Raw genomic sequence first — 18,941 nt, forward strand, 5'->3', positions numbered from 1 at the left:
TTTATCCTTCTAACACCATAGAAAGGGGGCTAATATCGCAAAAAAGTGAGGAAATTTTCTAAAAAATTCATTGAACCTCTTGCATCCTCGCTTTTTTTCTGCTAAACTAAGAGTAAAGCGATATACTTTCTAACAATGGCAACGGCCGAGTCGGTATCTTTTCCCTTATTCGTCTTAAGCGCAACCGAACAAACTTCCATACCATCGGAGAGAGTTTCATCGCTACATTCGATCAACACCTTCCAAAGGAGGTAGACTGTGAATTCACCCTCATTCGAAGAACAAGAGCACCGAAGCCTGCTTCACCGCATTAAAGACATGTTTTTAGGCCCCGACGATCAGGAGGACGAGACCGAAGAGCACCTCGGTGAAGCGGAGGTTGCCCGCAGACCCCAGCAACCCCTGCGCCTCCACACGGCCCGCACAAGCCGTGTGGCCGTGCGGCGCAACGCCCAGGTTTTCGAGGATGCGCGCGTAACAGCCGATGGGCTTAAAATGGGCGAGCAGCAGATCGTCAACCTAGAAAAAGCCTCCCCTCAGATGGGAGAGCGCATCATAGATTTTCTCAGTGGCGTCTGCTATGCGCTCGATGGTACGGTGGAGCGCATTGGCGATCGCGTCTATCTCTTTGTGCCCGCCAACGTTGAAGTAGAAGTAGACGAAGGCACAACCAACTCGGGCAACGCCACACGTTCCACAGCGCCCTAAACCGATACAGCGCCTTAAGCCGGCATTGTTGGCAAAGAAAAAACCCCTTCTCATTGAAGGGGATGATTGGTTTTGTCTGTCCTCACACCGCGATTTACCCAGCAGTCTCTCTAGAACAACCTCTTTTCTAGCCGCCGTTGGCTTACCCGAACAAAATTCCCTACAGAAACCATTGCTCCGCAAGCCGGCCTGTTAATTCTGTCCGGAATTACCTTGGGGCACAACGGGGTTGCCCTGCGGATTCTGGTTTGGTCGCCGGCGCAACAGTTGCCTACGTTGGGCTGCCCGTTGTTGCAACAGCCGTTTTCGTGCCCTACCGTAAAGCAACTCCTGCTCGGCCTGTTGCACGTCCCCTCCCACGGCGGCGCGGTCGAGCACATAATCGAGGAGAGCCTGGTTAGGGTTATAGCGAATCAGGCGTGTAAGTGGAACGGCCGTCCAACCGTAAACGGTGTTTGGGCTGGCGATTACCCTGGAGTGGGCCAACGCAACGTCGTGGACAACAGAAAGGAAGGGTGCAGGCCAGTACCGAACGGTAAAATCCATCTGGGTGGTCGGGTCTGGCGTCACTAACGGATAGACATAGCAGAAATAGCGCGCCTCTTGGGAAGCTGCCGGCAGGTTGAGTTTATCCACCAAGGTATAGTTGGATGGCTGGTCGTTCCCTGCGGGGTCTGCATCGCCTTCCCGATAGGTTCGGCCCTCCACGGTGAAGCTCACGGGCACATCGGGGTTCGGTTGTTGCGGTAAGCTGCCTAGCACATAGAGAGCCGCCTGGCTCCCGTCCGGCGACAGCCCCACCAGCACCGTAAAATCATCAATGGCTGCGGCCTGCGCCTTCTGTAGCTCATCCGCAATGAAGTTTTTACGGTTTACCCCCTTGTTCGGCTGGATATTGTTATTCCCTGCGGTCGGCTGGGTGTTGTTAGGCACAGGAGTAACCGTATTCGGCGCATCAGGCGCTACATCAGGGGCCGGCTGTACCTTTCTACCACGCTTTAGAAGCCGATTGGGGTTGGCGGCAATACGCGCCCTTCGCTTTCCACCAAACACCGCGTTGAGTTCATTGTAACTGTTGAAGCCGGCATTTGGGTTGGCCTCTAAACCGGCGTAAAGAAGGGCCTGCTGCAGGGCCTGTTGTAGCCTGGGGCCTACACTTGCATCGTTTAAGAACACGGCCAACGCCTCGTCTCTCGCGATAACCTGTCGTACCCTTGTCATGTTCAAATAGATATGACGGTTAGCCCCTTTCGAGAAGTTGGCCAATTGCAAGACACTGTCGGGAATAGGTGGAATGGAATCGGGGTCGGCATTCGAATAGAACCGCATAACCGGCCCGGTAAGATAGAGGTTTTGCATGCCTTGCAAAACTTGGCCATCGGCATTTTGGGGCAACGCGCTCGTTTTCATCGGAAGCCCGTTCAGTAAGACAAAGGCTCCCAAAACCGCACACATGGGGCAGATAACACGTTTCGCCAACATAGCTCCTCCTCTAGGCGTTTACGACGCCTATACCCTTTGCAACGCTCGATTGACGGTATAGACGCAATGGAGGCCAAAAAGTTCAATCGTCTACGAAGTGCGCTCGACATCGAAGACGAGGCCGACCTCGGCACGCCACCGGTCAAGCGCCTGCATGTTGCCCAACGTGTCCGCGTAGGTCATAGCGGGTGTCGGCGCTTCCAAGCGGCCTTCCCTCAGACACTGCGCGAAGAGATCGGCCTCAATGGTATAGGGGTCGTTGTTGGTCTCTACCCTAATCTCCTCGGTCTTTCCTCCACGCAGCAGACGGATGGTGTTTCCCTCAGTAGGCGGCACCCATAAGTTGGCCACCTCAAGGCTACCATCCGACCCAAAAAGGCGCACGGTGGCATCAAAATGCACCTGCGTGCCGCAGGCGAGATAGGCCACAATCCCTTCAGGAAACTTCAGCGCCGCGGTGGCCTGCTCATCTACCCGGCTCACCGTCCCAATGTGCGCACAGCCCTTTAACTCAATCGGCTCCGTGCAGGTGCGGCCTACTGCAACGCCGGCCACAAGGCGGGCGAAGGATATCGTGTAGCATCCCACGTCCATAATGCCCCCACCGGCTGCCGGGTTGGAAAGCCGAATGTTATCGTATTTCGGGCCGAGATTGTACTGAAAGCTCGCATGAATAAGCTTCAGCTCCCCGATGGCCTTCTCACGGATCAGCTCACAGATGCGCTGCATAGTGGGATGGCAACGATATTGAAAGGCCTCCATAAATAAAACCTTCGCGCGCCGAACCGCATCGAGCGCGTACTCGGCCTCGGCCGTGTTCACGGTAAAGGGCTTTTCGCACAGCACATGCTTCTTGGCGTTTGCGCAACGCACCGTCCATTCCGCGTGCAGATGGTTTGGCAGCGAGATGTAGACGGCCTCCACATCGGCATCATCCAAGACACGAGCATAGCCCTCATAACGTCGTGGAATGCCAAACTCCTGCCCAAATGCGTCGGCAGAGGCCTGCGTTCGGCTTGCCACGGCCACCAGCTCCCCGTGGCGCGAGTGGCGTATGGCATTGGCCAGCTTGCGCGCAATGCCTCCCGTGCCCAAAATAGCCCACCTTACCTTATCCATAGCGTCTCATCCTTTCCCAAATATCGTGTTTAAATGGTACCCGTTCCCGTAGCTAGGTTTGACCAAACAAAGCCCTATCTTTTATCTTGCGATTCAATGGTGTATAATAATAATCCGTGCTTTGAACGTGATTGGTGGCAAATTTGGGTGTGCCCCGATAACCGCCCAAAAGCGCGGAGACTTTCATTTAGAGACGAAAGGCCATGGCAGACCCAAAAGGTTTTTTAAAGTATCAGCGTGAGTTGCCTCCGCGTCGCCCCGTGGAGGAGAGAAAGAAGGATTGGTGCGAGTTCTATTTGGAGTTTCCTCGCGAGAAGCTACAACGCCAAGCAGCACGCTGTATGGACTGCGGCATTCCGTTTTGCCATCAGGGATGCCCTCTGGGCAATATCATCCCAGACTGGAACGATCTCACCTATCGTGGCCGTTGGCGCGAGGCCTTAGCCGAACTTCATGCTACCAATAACTTCCCCGAGTTCACCGGAAAACTTTGCCCGGCTCCCTGCGAGGCCGCCTGCGTGCTCGGCATCAATCAAGAGCCGGTAACCATTCGCCGCATTGAGGAGAGCCTCGCCCTCATGGGCTGGGACGAGGGCTGGATTAAGCCCGAACCGCCGGCCAAGCGCACCGGGCGCAAAGTGGCTATCGTCGGCTCCGGCCCGGCCGGTCTCGCATGCGCCCAACAGCTCAATCGGGCCGGCCATACCGTCACCGTCTTCGAGCGCTCCGACCGCATCGGAGGTCTCTTGCGCTATGGCATCCCCGATTTTAAGCTGGAAAAATGGGTGCTAGACCGACGGCTCAAGCAGATGGAGGAAGAGGGCGTGATCTTCCGCCCCAACGTCAACGTAGGGGTGGATATCTCCGGCGAGGAGCTGCGGCGCGATTTCGATGCTGTTGTGCTCGCCGGCGGCTGCACCGTGCCACGCGACCTTAACGTTCCCGGACGCGAGCTAGAGGGCATCTACTTCGCCATGGAGTTTCTCCCGCAGCAAAACCGTCGCGTTGCCGGCATTTGGCCCGAAGATAAACCACAAATCACCGCGGCCGGCAAGCGGGTGGCCATCTTGGGCGGCGGCGACACCGGCGCCGACTGTCTCGGCACCGTCCATCGCCAAGGCGCCATCGAGGTCTATCAGTTTGAGATCATGCCCAAGCCGCCTTCAAGCCGCGACGAGACCATGCCTTGGCCGCGCTATCCCATGATTCTTCGCACCTCCGCAGCCCACGAAGAGGGCGGCATCCGCGATTGGTGTGTTAGCACCAAAGCGTTTTCCGGTGAAAACGGAAAAGTCAAAAAACTCCATGCCGTGCGCGTGCAGTGGAGCCAGCCGGATGCCGAGGGACGCCGCCGCATGGAAGAGATACCCGGCTCCGAATTTGAACTCGATGTAGACCTCGTGCTGCTGGCCCTCGGCTTCGTGCACCCCGAACACGGAGGCATATTGGCGCAACTAGGCGTGGAGCTTGATCAGCGCGGCAATGTAAAGACAGATAGCAACTACGCCACCAGCGTCCCCGGCGTATTCGCCTGTGGAGATATGCGACGTGGGCAGTCGCTCATCGTCTGGGCCATCGCCGAAGGCCGTGAAGCGGCTCGTGGGGTAGACCTCTATCTCATGGGCCACTCCGATCTGCCGCTTACCCGCGCAACGCCCATCTGCGTTTGAAACTCCGTCGAGCGCCAAAAACTCGCGCTTCTCTCAGTTAGCGCCTAAACACCGCCATCCGATAACCTAATGGCGTGTCAAACCGCCTCATCAGCCCATCTGCTGATGAGGCTTTGGCGTAGAAAGGAGGAGGTGATATGCCGCTCGACACGCAAGGGAGCGGTGCTGCCAACACCCCAGAAGGACAAATAAGGTGCGCACCCATCCCAAATCGTATCCATTATGCGCCGGTAACCGATCAGGTGCGCTTCATCCCTGTAAAAGAGCGCGTCGTCGTGCGAGGTTCATCGGAGCATGTTCGTATGGTCGGCTTGCTTACAAACGATGCGCTTCCGATTTTAGACCAGGAGGCCTAAAATCCGGCAAAAGTAAGCGGAACAGGAAGCAGGAAACGACCGAACATAAAATCGTCTTGCCGCCGAGGGGCCTTTCGCAGGGAAAGGAGGAACCTCACATGAACCAGATCGGCACGCAAGACAGACTGCAATTCAGCTCTGTGCAGAATCGCCTGCAGTACCACCCTGTGCAGAGCCGAGTTCGATTTCAGGCTCTATCGAATCGCGTGGAATTTCAGCCTGTCAAGAATCGGGTGCAGTTTATTCCTGAAGCCAGCCGCGTTGAGTTCAACACCAACAACGCTTCCATGCTCGATTTAGCCGCTTAGGTGGGCGTCGGAGCGCAACGAGATCGCGCGCTCTCACGCCCCCTTTTCTCTTCGGCTGCCTCCTGCAACACATACCATAAGAGAATCGCACAGGTCGTTCCCAAAAGAAACGTGGTGCTCACCACTCCCGAATCTTTAAAGAGCAGGGCGGCTGCAACGGCCGCAGGCAACACTTTAAGACCACTTGCCGTGTATGGGCGCTGCAACAGGCTCTCTCGTACCGCGGCTCGCACCAAACCAAAAGCGACCACTAAAATGGCTACGACAACGCCTATGCCTAAGTAGAGATAGGGAGAGGCTAGGAGATGAAGGTTCATGGCCAGCTTACGGAGAGCGATCTGCACGATATAGCCCACCCCCCGTCCGTGCGCGGTCTCCTGCAACACATAGCCGGCATGAGAGCTAGCCCCATGCGCCAACACAACATCCAGCTCACCGAAGAGAAAAGCAAAAATCATGCCTACCCCACCCAGCACCACCGCTTTAGCTACCGTTACCGCCCGCTTCCAAAGCGCTTCTCGCCCTAAGCCGAATGCCACGCCGGTAACCACCAAACTACCGTAATTCGCCCCCCAATAGGGCCAACCAAACAGCAAGGCCATTCCAATCCATAGCCCTACCAACACCCCGCGATAACGTTGGGCTTGCCCAGCCCGTATCGTCTCCAAATCGTCAAGCCAAGCACACCCTCCTATCAATGCCATGCCCACCAGAACCCCCAAATACTCGTTCCCAATGCCATAGTAGCGAATGCCCGATAGCGCATACCCACTCAGCAACGAATCTTTAATGAGTTGCTGGCCGCTACACAGATCGAACGCTATTAATAGAATGCAGACGAGGCAGGCTACACTCGGCGGTCTCCAGCGTATCCATCGTCCTACCCCATAGCAACCCGCTGTAAGCACGCTCATCCAGGCTACGATTCGAAGAATGTACTCCCAGCGTGTGGGAGGTACCCATAGCGGTGCCAGCAGCAACGCCGTGGGAAGATTAAGTCCCCACACAAAAACGGCCGAAAGGGCGCGCGCCAGCCTCCGCTTCTGAAGGCGATGCGCCATCAACGCCCCTACCGCCGTTAGGAATCCCAGCGCTCCGATAGCTACCATACCAACTACCACAGTCCGCGCGTTGAGCACACTCACATAATCCGTTCGCGCCAACGCCGCAAGTCGGTGCGCTCCATCCCCATAGGGCACGGAAACGAAAGGACGTCCCGTCATGGTGGGCGGTATCGGGACATGAAAGAGGCTTAAAATTGTGGGTGCCAGGTCGGTATTTGCCACGAGACCTCGCGTACGCGTGGTCGGCGATGTCAGCAATCCCGCCGGAAAGTCCGGCCCTATCGCCACCAGGGGAGTAAGACGCTGCCAAGCGTCCGGTAACGCCCTATCTCGCGCAGCAACAGGCGAAACAAGCATTAAATCCGCATGCCCGTTCTCACGCACGAAGCTCCACAGCATATAAAGCAGCACATCGAGCCTTGAAAGGGCCTTCTCTCGCAACGCCTCGAAGGTGTTCGGCGAAAGTTTTGATTGCAGCGCGGCTAATCGCGTCATGTCGCCCAGTCGAATCACACAGAGCGATGCCGTGCCGCTCAGCGCCCTGCCATAAAACCAGTCCATTCGCTTATCGCTCCGCCCAAAAGGGGCCTCCGCATCGGGTCGGACAGAAAGCAGATCGCCTTCCGCCTGCCCAAATGCATCGGTTGCCAGCAGGGCAGCGCTCCGATCGGGCCACCACGCATCGGCATTGCCGTAGATCGCCGCAACGACAGGTGGCCTAGCCTTATTCAGCAGGGAGCCTACCAACACCGTATTCAACCCGCGTCGCCAAAGCGAGGCGATGCCCAGATGAACGATAGGCTTTGTAGGAACCAGCCCTGTATACCGCAGATAGAGAATGCCGGCCGTGCCTCGCGCGTTAGGAACTTGCTCCTGTTGCTGGAAAGCCCAGCCATCGGTGGGCTGCGCCGCCTCCACTTGACCTGCCGCCAACGTAAGCAGCGCCGACATGGGGGAAGAACGCTGTGGGGTACGCACGTTCATAAGGCCGACCGCGCCCGACCGAGCGAGAAGATAGAGAGCAGGATGATGCTGGTCCTCCAGGTCTCTAACGGTAAGGCCATCACAAAGCACGAGAATAAGCTTCGGATGTGGGGAGGTTGGTTGGGCCTTTACACTTTGCCGGCAGAGGAGGCAAGCCATAACAACAAACGATAGATAGGCATAAAATCGCTCGCGTCGCAAAGGCGGTTCCTCTCCAGGCGTATTACAGGAGGCATTATACCGCTCAAGCCTCAGCCGTTTGCAAAAGATTAGGGGGCAACATCGAACTTTGCTGCCCCCTAATCCTCCGGCTTTTAGGCCTGCCTACTCAACCACCACGGACTGCGGTGGAACGATGGTGACTTTCTCAGGGTCGTAGTAGGGGTAGACCTTACTCAGCGGCGTAAGCGCCTTCACAGGGAAGAGCGCGCGCACTTTGTAGCGTAACGTAACCGTCTGGTTAGGCGCGAGCTTCTGGAGATAGACGATGATCTGCCGTGCTGCCACCGTGTATTTATCTATGGTTTTCGCCTTAACGGCCTCCTCTAAACCATCCGTCTCCACCGTAAAGCCGGGCGGTACTCCCAGATCGATCAGGGGCATCTCCACCGTGCCATTGGTGTTATTATGGATGGTGACCGTCACGCCCACCGTATCGTTCTGTGCTAGGGTCGTTCGATCGTAGTGCACGGCCAGAGCAAGCGGCTCTGCATTAGGCGCCACAGGCGGCATGGTGTCGCGCCACGGCAGATAGTAGCGGCTTACCACCTGATAGCCCAGCGCCCCCTTTCCGGAAAGGGCGTCGGCCTTGAAGCGAATTTCGAGCCGATTCTCCCCTTTTTGCAGAGGGTTTTGAATCTCAACCTGCTGCATAATGTCGCGGTTCGCCTCGGTAACCGAAAGCGTGGCGACTTTTTGGCCGTTCATCACCACCGTAACCGTGCCGGTTCCCTTTGCGGTGCCTTGGCTGCTGGCATAGAGAAGGGCACGCATACACCAAACGGTGGCCTGCGTCGTCTGCCAGGTTCCACCGGCGTCGCGGTGCTGCACAATATAGTTGAGCGCTTTGGTGGTAAAAGCAGGGTCTCCTCCCCATCGCGCCAGCGCATAGGCAGCCAAACCGCAGGTTTCCAAATCGGCCCCCAAATTCGTGGCGCCCGTAAAGGTCACCGTCTTCCCTTCCCACCATGCGGTGTCATCGGTGGTATGCGCTAGGGCGATAAGCTTTTGTGCCACGCGTGCGGTGTTCGGCTCGTCTTTTCGTGCGGCCACCAGCAGATTCAGCACCAGCGCCAGGGTGTAGGGGTCGTCGCTCTCATCCAGATGTTGTTCGACATAGGCGATACCTCTTGCCACCTCCGGGCCGGTATAGCCGCTCTCCGCCAGCGCCCAATCCACATAGGAGGTGGTGCGCAAGGCGCCGGTCTGCCTATTGATGATTCCCTCGGCGATCCCAGGCCCCTCTTCCAGCCAGCTACCATCGGCCCGTTGTTTTCCTGCAAGCCACTTTTGTGTGCGACTGATGATCTGCGGGTCTATATCACGTACTTTGGCCATGTCGGAGAACTCGAGCAGTCCGTAGGCCGTCAGTACCTGATTCGCCGGTGGGTTACCAAACCATGAGAATCCGCCGCCCTTTACCTCAAAGGTAACTAAGCGCTGATAGCCGATGCTTATATACTGCTCGGCCCGCATCTGTATAGCCGGATTCACCTGATGGGTCTTTTGCAAGTAGGACAGGATCAGGATGTTAGGGTAGGTGGTCGAAGAGGTCTGCTCGAAGCACCCATAGGGCATCTGCAGCAGCCCGTCCAGACCTTCCACAACCTGACTAAAGGTGCCCGGATAGATTTTCACAAGCACCTTGCTCGCTCCTGACACGGCATCGGGTGGCAAGACAATCTGTTGGGTAACGGTGCCCTGCAACGTTCCGTTGTGAACGATCTCTACTTTTTGCCCGTTCGGCTCTACCCTTATCTGCCGCCGAATCGCGTCGGAGAGCTGACTTCCGTAAGCCATTACGGTGAGCGACTGCTGGCCTAATCCCTCGGCCACGATGGGGAAATGCACTACGGTAACCTCTTCCGGCATCACCGTTAGCTCGCGCTCGTTGCTGCCCTCAAGCCGAAACCACGGCTGCAACTTCAACACCAGCCTCACCTTCTGGGCTTTAGGCAGATAGTTGTAGATGGTAACGGGCAGGGAGATGCGGTCGCCCTGCGTTAGCGCCACGGGCAGATTGAGGTCTACAAAGAACGGCTGAAACACACGAACTTTCTTTGTGGTGCTGCCGATGGCTCCCTGCAGGCTGTTGGCAAGCAGGCTCATGCGCCAGGTAGTGATCGAGTCGGCCATTGGCAGCCGCAAAGTTGCCTCGCCTTGCGCATCTGTGATGAGATTGGGGTTCCAATAGAGAGTCTCCGGGAAGTAGCTTCTTATGCGCGGCTCAGGGGTGCCGGCCCCCACCGGATTTGCGAGGGCGCTGGCCGCTTTCGGAATTGCAAAGACCACGCGAGCGTTTTCAGCCGGGGCCACAAGCCCTCCGACGAACCCGCCCATTGCAGCCCTATCCCGCATCTCTAACATCGCTCCCGGCCCCCAAAGCGTAAAATCGTCGCCGCTACCGAACTTTCCATCCAAGCCGGCGCTCGTCAGACGTATCTGCACGTTCGCTCCCGCTCCCTGAATGCTTATCTGGTAGGGACGCCCCCAAGGGTCATACAAGGCCTTCCTCGGCAACAACCCTCTATCCACTAGCTGCATCGGTGTCAATTCGGCTGCACCATGGTTCCCGCTTTGCGCCTCGTAGGTCTTTATCGCCTGTTCGATTTGGGCAAGCGATTCCTCCATCTTCTGATAAACGGTCTGAACCAACTTCAGATACCGTTCCCGATAGGTATCTATGTTGAGAGTATAGACGGAGTGGCTCTGTTGCTCCTGTACCGGCATCATTCCAATGGCTTGGGGGAGGAGACGTGGCCCACCCCCCCTAAAGACCGGGCCGGGCGGCATCGCATTCTCAGCCTCGTTGCGCGCCGCTGCAAACAGCAGTTGCGCTGCCCGCTGCCGTTCGCGCCACGGTAGCGGATTGCGAATGGGTATGAGCTGCTCCGGCGTAATTCCATGAATCTCGTATCGAGGGGTGAGAAGCTGTTTTTCCAACAGGAAGTAGATTTTGGCCAGACCGGGCTGAAGGTCGGAGAGCGCAAAAACGCTCTCATCTACCATGGCCACCCCCAGTGCCGCTGCCACCGGATGCCCCTCCTGATCAGAGACATGAAAACGGATGACGGCGTCGGCGCCGGGGCGGTACTCCTCCTTATCCGTAGCCACGGCTATCCGCAGATCGGTGGCCGGCAGCACCACCGCATAGCGCACATCTTGAGGTATTTGCTCGTTCGGCAACACCTGGTAGGCACGCAACTCCAATGTGCCCTCCATATCGGGGCCAAGCGGCAAGTTCAGCGTTCCTTTGCCGTTTTGAATGGGGATGACATCGGTGAGAATCGTTTGGTGGTTGCGCAGCACATCGAGGTAGACGGTGCCCGTTTTTTGCTGTGAAAAGCAGGTGAGTTGCAGCACATCCCCTACCTTCGCCAGCGGCTTGTCTACGCGCAGCAGTAGCGCTGCGGTTTGCCAAGTGCCTAAATCTGTCGAGAGCGTGCCTTTTCGCTCCTGCTTGTCCGAAGCCGTACACAGCACCCTGCATTGGCTATCCTTAGGCACGAACTCTATCTCCCCTACCCCCAAAGCATTGGTGACGCACTGCAACGAGAGATTGGTGTTTCGATTCGGGATACTAGGATTGGTCACAATCTGGAAATGGACTTGCGCATTCGGCACCGGCTGCCCATCCGGCGTAGTGACGGCCACATAGACCCTATTGGGCATATTCGGCAGAAGCGTTTCCGATTCGGGCACTATCGTTATATGCAGAGGCTGGCTCGAAACGGGCACGCTCACCGCTGCCTCCTGTTCCTGTTCGGCCGTATCTTTCACCTTTACATTGAAGTTGACCAAGGCGTTCCCTTGTGCCATGGGCTGTCCCACAAGTGCCTCCGGAAGCCGATAGCGAAACGTGTAACTCCCTACGGCATCGGTGTGCCCCTCAAAGGTCGCCAGCTCATGGTTCTCTACATCCAGGGTGCTTACCGTTACCTTCACCTCGGCGTTGGCCACCGGCTTGCCAAAGAAGTAGAGCGCACGTAAACGGCAGGTTACTAACTGCCCCGGACGGTAGTAGCCTTGATCGGGCTTCAGCGTGATCTGGAATTTGGGCAGAACGTAGGGTTTCACCTCCACCGTGCGCGTCACGGAGGTATCGAGCGCTTCGGCCGCAATACGATAGGTGCCTGTATTGACCTCATCGGCCAGCTGAAAATCGGCGCCGACCGTGCCAAAATCCGAAAGCGTCTTCTCCTCCTTAAAAACTCGGTTCCCACGTCCATCCGTTACCGTAAAGGTAATGGGCGCTTTGGCGAGCGGACGTAACGTGCCTGCATCAAGCGCCAATGCGCGCATGTGGATGACCTGCCCGGGCTGATAGAGCGGTTTGTCGGTGGTGAGATAGATTTTAGTCTCCTTCACCAATCGCACTTCCGCTTGGAACCCATCTTCGCCGATCGGCGTCTTCACCTTCACAGCCAGCCGATAGGTGCCTGGCGTAAAAGCCGCCGTAGAAAAACTGTTGTCGAGCGTTCCGTAGCGGTCGGTAGCCCCTTCAAACAGAACCTTTGTCTTCTGAGGCCTGTTTTTTGGCGACAGAACGATACGGACCTGAGAGGGCAACGGCTGGTCGGTATCGTGGTTCTTCACAATAAGCCGCAAACCGGCACGAGAGCCACAAATCCATGTGTCCTGACCGCGTGCAATGACTTCGATAGGGGATATTTTCATCATGTTTTCCTCGGGTGAGGCCGGCGACTTTTCCTGCCCTAAGGCCCCCAAAAGGGCAAGAGTGCCGCTGAGGGCGCACACTATCCCCGCCGTCCACGATGCCACTTTGCTCATCGGTAACCTCCCTTCCGCCGGCTCATGGCGGATTCGATTGACGCCTTTTAGACGAAGCCCTCTACTAAAAGGTTACCACCATATCGCAGCCGATCAACAACGGAAATGATGCTCGAAACCCTTTCTTGGAAATACCTGCTTCGATCCAAAAAAACAGAAATACCCTTTCTCAGCCATCCTATACTTGACTAAAAAAATCAAAAAAGTCTTGATTTCTCTTTTCCGGATCGGGTATCCTATTTTCCGCAAATCTGACGCATTAGGAATAGACAAGAAAGGAACCGACAGCTCCGATGTCCGCATCTACCGGTCTCATAGCCCCTCACGGAGGGGTGCTCGTCAACCGTTTTGTCTCCCAAGAGCGCTACGAAACCACCCTCGCGCTCGCAAGAACCTTGCCCTCCCTCCCCCTCACCCCACGTCAAATCTCCGACCTCGAAATCATCGCCATCGGCGCCGCTAGCCCCCTCACCGGCTTCCTTAACCAAAACGACTATCAGGCCGTCCTCCACTCCATGCGCCTCGCCAACGGCCTCCCCTGGACTCTCCCCCTCACCCTCCCCATCTCCCAACAACAGGCCAAAGCCCTCGCCTCCTCCCAAAAGGCCACCCTCACCACCCAAGACGGGCAGCCCCTCGCCATCCTCCACGTCCAAGACATCTACCCTTACGATAAACGCCAAGAGGCCCAAGCTATCTACAAAACCACCGACGAAGCCCACCCCGGCGTGGCCATCCTCTATGTCCAACCGGAGTTGTATGTGGGAGGCGAGGTGGAGGTGCTCACCCTGCCCCCCCACACCGACTTCCCCGAATACTACCTCACCCCCGCCCAAACCCGCGCCATCTTCGCCCAAAAGGGCTGGCGCAGCGTGGTGGGCTTTCAGACCCGAAACCCCGTGCATCGTGCCCACGAGTACCTGCAGAAGGTAGCCCTGGAGATGGTGGATGGCTTGTTGCTGCACCCCTTGGTAGGAGAGACCAAAGGCGACGACATTCCGGCGGCGGTGCGGATGCGCTGTTATCAGGTTCTGCTGGAGAACTACTATCCTCTGGAACGCACCCTTTTGGCGGTGAACCCGGCCTCCATGCGCTATGCGGGGCCGCGTGAGGCGGTGTTTCATGCTCTGCTGCGCAAGAACTACGGCTGCACGCATTTTATTGTGGGGCGCGACCATGCCGGGGTGGGCAACTACTACGGCACCTATGAGGCTCAAGAGATTTTCGATGCCTTCTCTGCCGAAGAGATAGGGATTGTGCCGTTAAAGTTCGAGCACTCGTTTTGGTGCAAGCGGTGCGGGAGCATGGCCTCCTCCAAGACCTGTCCGCATCCTTCGGAGGTGCATGTAACGCTTTCTGGGACGAAGGTTCGGGAGATGTTGCGTGCGGGTCAGTTGCCTCCGGTGGAGTTTACCCGTCCGGAGGTGGCTCAGGTGTTGATCGAGGCGATGCGTGCCAATTCTTAAGGAGGAAAGCGATGGATCTTCGTTATACAGTGGTAGGCCTGTTAATCGGTTTCATTGTGGGTTTAACGGGCACGGGGGCCGGTTCGATAACGACGCCGGTGCTGATATTTCTGTTGGGTGTGGAGCCGAAGATAGCGATAGGGACGGATTTGGCGTATGCGACGCTTTCTCGGCTTGCCGGAGTGGGCGTGTTCTGGCGCCGTGGTCGCATCGAATGGCGCCTAGTAAAACTCTTGGCCCTCGGCAGCGTTCCGGGCGCTTTAGTGGGCATATGGGGCTTGTGGGGCCTACACCGTTACGGACATGTGAGCGATGCGGTTCTTCGCCATTTCGTTTTGCATCTTCTGGGTTTCACGCTTGTGGTGTCGGCCCTTCCCATCGCTCTAAAGGCCCATCCACGTTTTGCGGAGTGGCGTTTGCCCTTGGCGTTGGGCAAGCCGCGTCGGACGGCGTGGATAGCCATACCGGTGGGTTTTGTGTTTGGGATGATGGTAGGAGTGACCTCGGTAGGGGGCGGAGCGCTGTTCGGGCCGGTGCTGCTGTTGGTGTTTGGGTTGGGTGCCACCACCACCATCGGGACGGAGACGGCCCATGCGGTGCTGCTGACCGGGGTGGCGGCTTTAAGCAACGTGGTATTGAAGGGGATAGACTATGCGATGCTGGGCAGTCTTCTGCTGGGGTCTATTCCTGGGGAGTTGCTGGGGAGCTATCTGTGTGTGAAGACGGCGGAGCGCCCGATGCGTCTGGTGCTGGCCGTGGTGCTGTTATTAAGTGGCCTGAAGGCCGTAGTGGCCTAAGGGTTTTCAACGAAGCAGAAACGCGCAAAGAAGGAGAAGAGACGACAGAACATGGGAACACATCAAGGGTTTATCTTGTGGTTTACGGGTTTATCGGGTGCGGGCAAGTCCACCCTGGCCAACGCCTTGTTAGCGGAGTTTCGCATTCGGGGCTACAAGGTGGAGTTGTTAGATGGGGACGAAGTACGGACGCACCTATCGAAGGGTTTAGGTTTTAGCAAAGAGGATAGGGACACCAACATACGCCGGATAGGTTGGGTGGCTCGGGTATTGGCGCGCAATGGGGTGATAGCGATAACGGCGGCGATCTCTCCGTATCGGGAGATACGGGAGGAGATACGTCGTTTAACGGAGGAGGAGGGTCGAGCCTCCTTTGTGGAGGTGTATGTGGAGGCTCCGCTGGAGGTGTTGATAGAGCGGGATGTCAAGGGTTTGTACAAGAAGGCGTTGGCGGGGGAGATAGCCAACTTCACGGGGATATCCGACCCTTACGAGCCACCGGAGCATCCGGAGGTAGTGGTTCACACGGCGGAGGAGAGTGTGGAGCAGTCGGTTGAGCGGTTATTGGCGTATTTGACGGAGCGGGGTTTGATTTGCGAGTAAGGGTCAGCGAGGGGTGGGCCTCGAGTTGCCCATCCCTGCCCCCTGAAGGTTTGCCCCTACAGGCGGTTTCCTCTGATAACCTCCTCCTTGAAAGACGCAACACAGCCGCCCCCTTTCTCCCGAATCGGGCGAAAGGATGGGATAGGGGCGAACGAGGTAGACTTGCTTTGTAAACTGGCTCTAGAATCGATCGTGAGATTGGCTGTCGGTGCAGCCCCTCCCCTCTCCTTCCCCTACAAGGAGATGGAAGCCCAGTAAGGTCACTAGCAGCTTCCTGTGATAACCTCTCCTCTGGAAACTAACCACAATAGCTCCTCGCTCGCCTCACACTCAATAACAAAAGTTGCAAAAAAACTGCTAGAAATCCCTAAAAATAACTCCCTTAATTGATAAATTGGCACGCAAATTGCATTACGATCTATGCAAGGGTACGTGCCACCAACAAGATGGCCTCAAAACGTTCAGCCCTAGGCAAATTCTCTTACACAATCAGTTTAGGAGGGACAAAGTTCATGAACCCACGGAAGCTGTCTTTCTCACCGATTGGTGACTTGATGAAGGTAGGAAACAAGGTGTTTGAGGCCGTACACCGGGTTGGGTTTCCTCGTGACCTGACGACGCGGAGCGACACACTGCGGCAGGAAGGAAAAGAAGGCCTTTGGCGTTGGCAGCCGACGCCATGCTTGCCCAAGAAGACGCGGAAATGGAGCGTGTCGGCCTTGCTGCTTCTAGCCTGCAGCCTAAGCCTGCTGAGTAGCAGGGGGGGCCTTGCCCAAACCCAGAGCGCTCCCCCAGAACCGAGTGTCATTCTTCACTCCTTTGGTACCGACGATGGAATGGTCCCAGGCGGGCTGCTTCAAGGCTCGGATGGCGCCTTCTATGGGACAGATTACGTCGGTGGGGCCTTTGATGAGGGAGTGATCTATCGGGTTAATCCCGATGGCAGTGGCTATACCATCCTACATAATTTTCCACCCCAACAGGCGCCAGATCATTCATTTACACCCGGAGGATCACGGCCGGTTGGGAGTCTGGTACAGGGAACGGACGGGTATCTGTATGGGGTGACGCAACTCGGAGGTACAAACGACTCCGGCGTTGTGTACAAAATCCGCCCGGATGGCTCTTCCTATCAGGTTATCTATACCTTCGGCTCAAATTCCGGGGGGGGCCAGCCTAACGGCGGCCTGACTTGGGGCAAAGACGGCATGTTGTATGGGGCGACCCACGACGGTACAGGAGAGGTTTTCAGACTAAACCCGGACGGCACGGGCTTCCAGATAGTGCACGCGTTTAGCGGCCCGGATGGATTTAATCTCAATAGCCCCCCTATTGAGGGTGCTGACGGCATCCTTTATGGAGTGACCTACTATGGTGGGGCCAATAACAAGGGCGTGGTTTTCAAGGTCAATCCGGACGGGAGCGGTTTTCAGGTGCTGCATTCTTTTGGCTCCGTGACCGACCAAAACGGCAATGCTCTGGATGGCGCCTATCCTCGTGGTACTCTTATTCAGGGTTCCGACGGGGCCTTGTATGGAGGGACGCAGTCAGGTGGAACCTACGGTGGAGGCACGCTCTTCCGGCTCACCACGGACGGCTCTACCTTTCAGGTGTTGCAAAGCTTTAGTGGATCGGGCAATGTGGGAACGGGCCCTGCGGGAGTTGTTCAGGGGCCTGATGGGGCGCTATACGGCACGGTGCAACCCGGCACAGGGAGCGGATGGGTCTATCGGATCAATCTTGACGGTTCCAACTACCAAGTTCTTTATGTATTTCCCTATCCCTCTAACCCTATCGGAAATATATCTGCCGTCTATTACGGTTTTGCCCCCGGCCCTCTGATTTTCGGGAAGGACGGCTTGATCTACGGTACCGCAAATGGGGGGCCCAATTCTATTCCCATTGATGGCCTAGGAGGGGTTATCTACCGTATGCGGCCCGATGGCTCCGATTTTCAGGTGATCCATCAGTGTATGAGTAACGACGGGTTAATGGGGCAATATGCTACAGGTCTCTATGGTGTTGGGGCCTTATCCCTCTGTCAAGGGAGCGATGGCAGGCTCTACGGCACGACTTACGCCGGCGGAGCCGGTGGAGAGGGAGCGATCTTCAGCGTCAATCCCGATGGCTCCGACTTTACCTTGATCCACAGTTTCAATCCCATTGCGCTATCGAATGCCTATGAATACAATAGCGATGGAGCCTTACCCCATGGAGTTCTCATACAGGGTCGGGATGGCGCCTTGTATGGAACGGCAACAAACGGCGGGCCTATGGTCTCTCACACCCTTCAGGGAGGTGGTTCGTTTATCTCTTCCAATAATGGAGTGCTCTTTAAGGTCAACCCAGACGGCACGGGCTTTCAGGTGTTGTATGTCTTCGGTTCCCAAAGCGATGCGCATGGGGACTTGTTAGATGGCACACACCCCATGAGTGGGGTGATACAGGGTGCCGATGGATACCTGTATGGGACAACTTTTGATGGTGCCTCCAATAGCGGCTTTCCCCAAGGCGCAGCAGGAAATGCCTATGGTAGAGGGGTTGTTTACAAAGTGGCCCCGGATGGGACGAACTTCCAGGTGCTGCATGCTTTTGGCTCTGTAACCGACCAATACGGCAATGCTTTGGATGGCTCCAATCCGGTTGGAGGTCTCATTCAAGGAAGAGACGGCGCCCTCTATGGCACAGCCATCGCAGGCGGCACCAACGGCACCGGGGTGATTTTTAAGATCAACCCCGATGGCACCGGCTTCCAAGTCCTTCATACCTTCTCGGCACTGACCGGCGAATTTCGCATGTTCAACCAGGATGGTGCTAACCCCATTGCCGCCCTCCTTCAAGGGAAGGATGGGGCGTTATACGGAACGACCATAAATGGAGGGAGCACGGGCTATGGGGTTATCTTTAAGATAAACCCAGACGGCACCAACTTCCAAGTGCTTCATAGCTTTGCTGGGGGAGAAGGAGCGCATAACGGTACCTCTCTAATACAGAGTAAAGATGGCACGTTGTATGGAGTAAACGGCGGGTACCCCTATGATGGGCAATTTGTTTTCTACAAACTGAACCCGGACGGCACAGGGTTTCAGGTGCTACACGGTCCGGGTTCGGGTGTGTATGGAGCCCTTTTTGATGGGGTGGGTTCCTACGCCGGAGTGATACAAGGTCATGACGGGAACTTTTATGGAATAACCGTATTTGGCGGTAACGCTAGGTTTGCCTATGACGGCGCCGGAACCCTCTTTCGGATCGGCCCGCAGTTGCTTTCTGTGGCTCCTGCCAGTGTGGCTGCCGGTTCGGGAGACCTGCAGCTAACCCTTGTGGGCACCGGCTTTGCCCAAAACGATACCCTCCTCTGGAACGGTACCACCTCC

The 18,941-nt window shown here is 56.6% G+C and carries 11 protein-coding genes and 1 pseudogene; 8 read left to right on the forward strand and 4 right to left on the reverse strand.

Annotated elements, in window-relative coordinates; all coding sequences use genetic code 11:
- The first annotated feature begins 258 nt into the window (after positions 1 to 258).
- Positions 259 to 708, forward strand: coding sequence for a cell division protein SepF (locus tag VKV29_RS12010; protein WP_324201552.1), 450 nt, complete (start codon positions 259 to 261; stop codon positions 706 to 708).
- A gap of 192 nt (positions 709 to 900) precedes the next feature.
- On the opposite strand, the gene VKV29_RS12015 is transcribed toward VKV29_RS12010, so the two are convergent.
- Together VKV29_RS12015 and VKV29_RS12020 are read right to left on the reverse strand one after the other, a co-directional pair.
- The gene (locus tag VKV29_RS12015) at positions 901 to 2,190 is read right to left on the reverse strand and encodes a hypothetical protein (RefSeq protein WP_324201553.1); all 1,290 of its coding nucleotides are present in this window, start codon (positions 2,188 to 2,190) and stop codon (positions 901 to 903) included.
- Between the two features lie 90 nt (positions 2,191 to 2,280).
- On the reverse strand, positions 2,281 to 3,309 hold the full coding sequence (locus VKV29_RS12020; RefSeq protein ID WP_324201554.1) for a Gfo/Idh/MocA family oxidoreductase: 1,029 nt from the start codon (positions 3,307 to 3,309) through the stop codon (positions 2,281 to 2,283).
- Positions 3,310 to 3,512: 203 nt separating this feature from the next.
- On the opposite strand from VKV29_RS12020, the gene VKV29_RS12025 reads away from it, so the two are divergent.
- From VKV29_RS12025 to VKV29_RS12035, 3 genes are all read left to right on the forward strand, one after another.
- Complete coding sequence (locus VKV29_RS12025) at positions 3,513 to 4,979, forward strand: glutamate synthase subunit beta (RefSeq protein ID WP_324201555.1); 1,467 nt, start codon at positions 3,513 to 3,515, stop codon at positions 4,977 to 4,979.
- 137 nt (positions 4,980 to 5,116) lie between these two features.
- Entirely contained in the window at positions 5,117 to 5,335 is a 219-nt protein-coding gene (locus VKV29_RS12030; protein ID WP_324201556.1) for a hypothetical protein, read from the forward strand.
- A gap of 98 nt (positions 5,336 to 5,433) precedes the next feature.
- Complete coding sequence (locus VKV29_RS12035; protein WP_324201557.1) at positions 5,434 to 5,643, forward strand: hypothetical protein; 210 nt, start codon at positions 5,434 to 5,436, stop codon at positions 5,641 to 5,643.
- Here VKV29_RS12035 and VKV29_RS12040 read toward each other — a convergent pair.
- Positions 5,640 to 7,892, reverse strand: coding sequence for a hypothetical protein (locus tag VKV29_RS12040; protein WP_324201558.1), 2,253 nt, complete (start codon positions 7,890 to 7,892; stop codon positions 5,640 to 5,642). The two genes, VKV29_RS12035 and VKV29_RS12040, sit on opposite strands and share 4 nt — an antisense overlap.
- 123 nt (positions 7,893 to 8,015) lie before the next feature.
- Complete coding sequence (locus VKV29_RS12045; RefSeq protein WP_324201559.1) at positions 8,016 to 12,701, reverse strand: MG2 domain-containing protein; 4,686 nt, start codon at positions 12,699 to 12,701, stop codon at positions 8,016 to 8,018.
- 293 nt (positions 12,702 to 12,994) lie between these two features.
- Here VKV29_RS12045 and sat point away from each other — a divergent pair, with 293 nt between their 5' ends.
- The 4 genes and pseudogenes from sat to VKV29_RS12065 form a co-directional block, all read left to right on the forward strand.
- Positions 12,995 to 14,167 carry a sulfate adenylyltransferase gene (gene sat, locus VKV29_RS12050; RefSeq protein ID WP_324201560.1) on the forward strand — a complete coding sequence of 391 codons (1,173 nt, stop codon included), beginning with the start codon at positions 12,995 to 12,997 and terminating at the stop codon, positions 14,165 to 14,167.
- Positions 14,168 to 14,178: 11 nt separating this feature from the next.
- A complete protein-coding gene (locus tag VKV29_RS12055) occupies positions 14,179 to 14,964 on the forward strand; it encodes a sulfite exporter TauE/SafE family protein (RefSeq protein WP_324201561.1) in 786 nt (261 codons plus the stop codon).
- 42 nt (positions 14,965 to 15,006) lie between these two features.
- Positions 15,007 to 15,567: pseudogene (gene cysC / locus VKV29_RS12060) on the forward strand (adenylyl-sulfate kinase); the annotation flags it as partial.
- A gap of 512 nt (positions 15,568 to 16,079) precedes the next feature.
- Positions 16,080 to 18,941 (forward strand): choice-of-anchor tandem repeat GloVer-containing protein (locus tag VKV29_RS12065; RefSeq protein ID WP_324201562.1); only part of this gene is annotated, 2,862 nt, incomplete at its 3' end.

This window comes from Chthonomonas sp., from assembly GCF_035294165.1.
Classification (GTDB): Bacteria; Armatimonadota; Chthonomonadetes; order Chthonomonadales; family Chthonomonadaceae; genus Chthonomonas.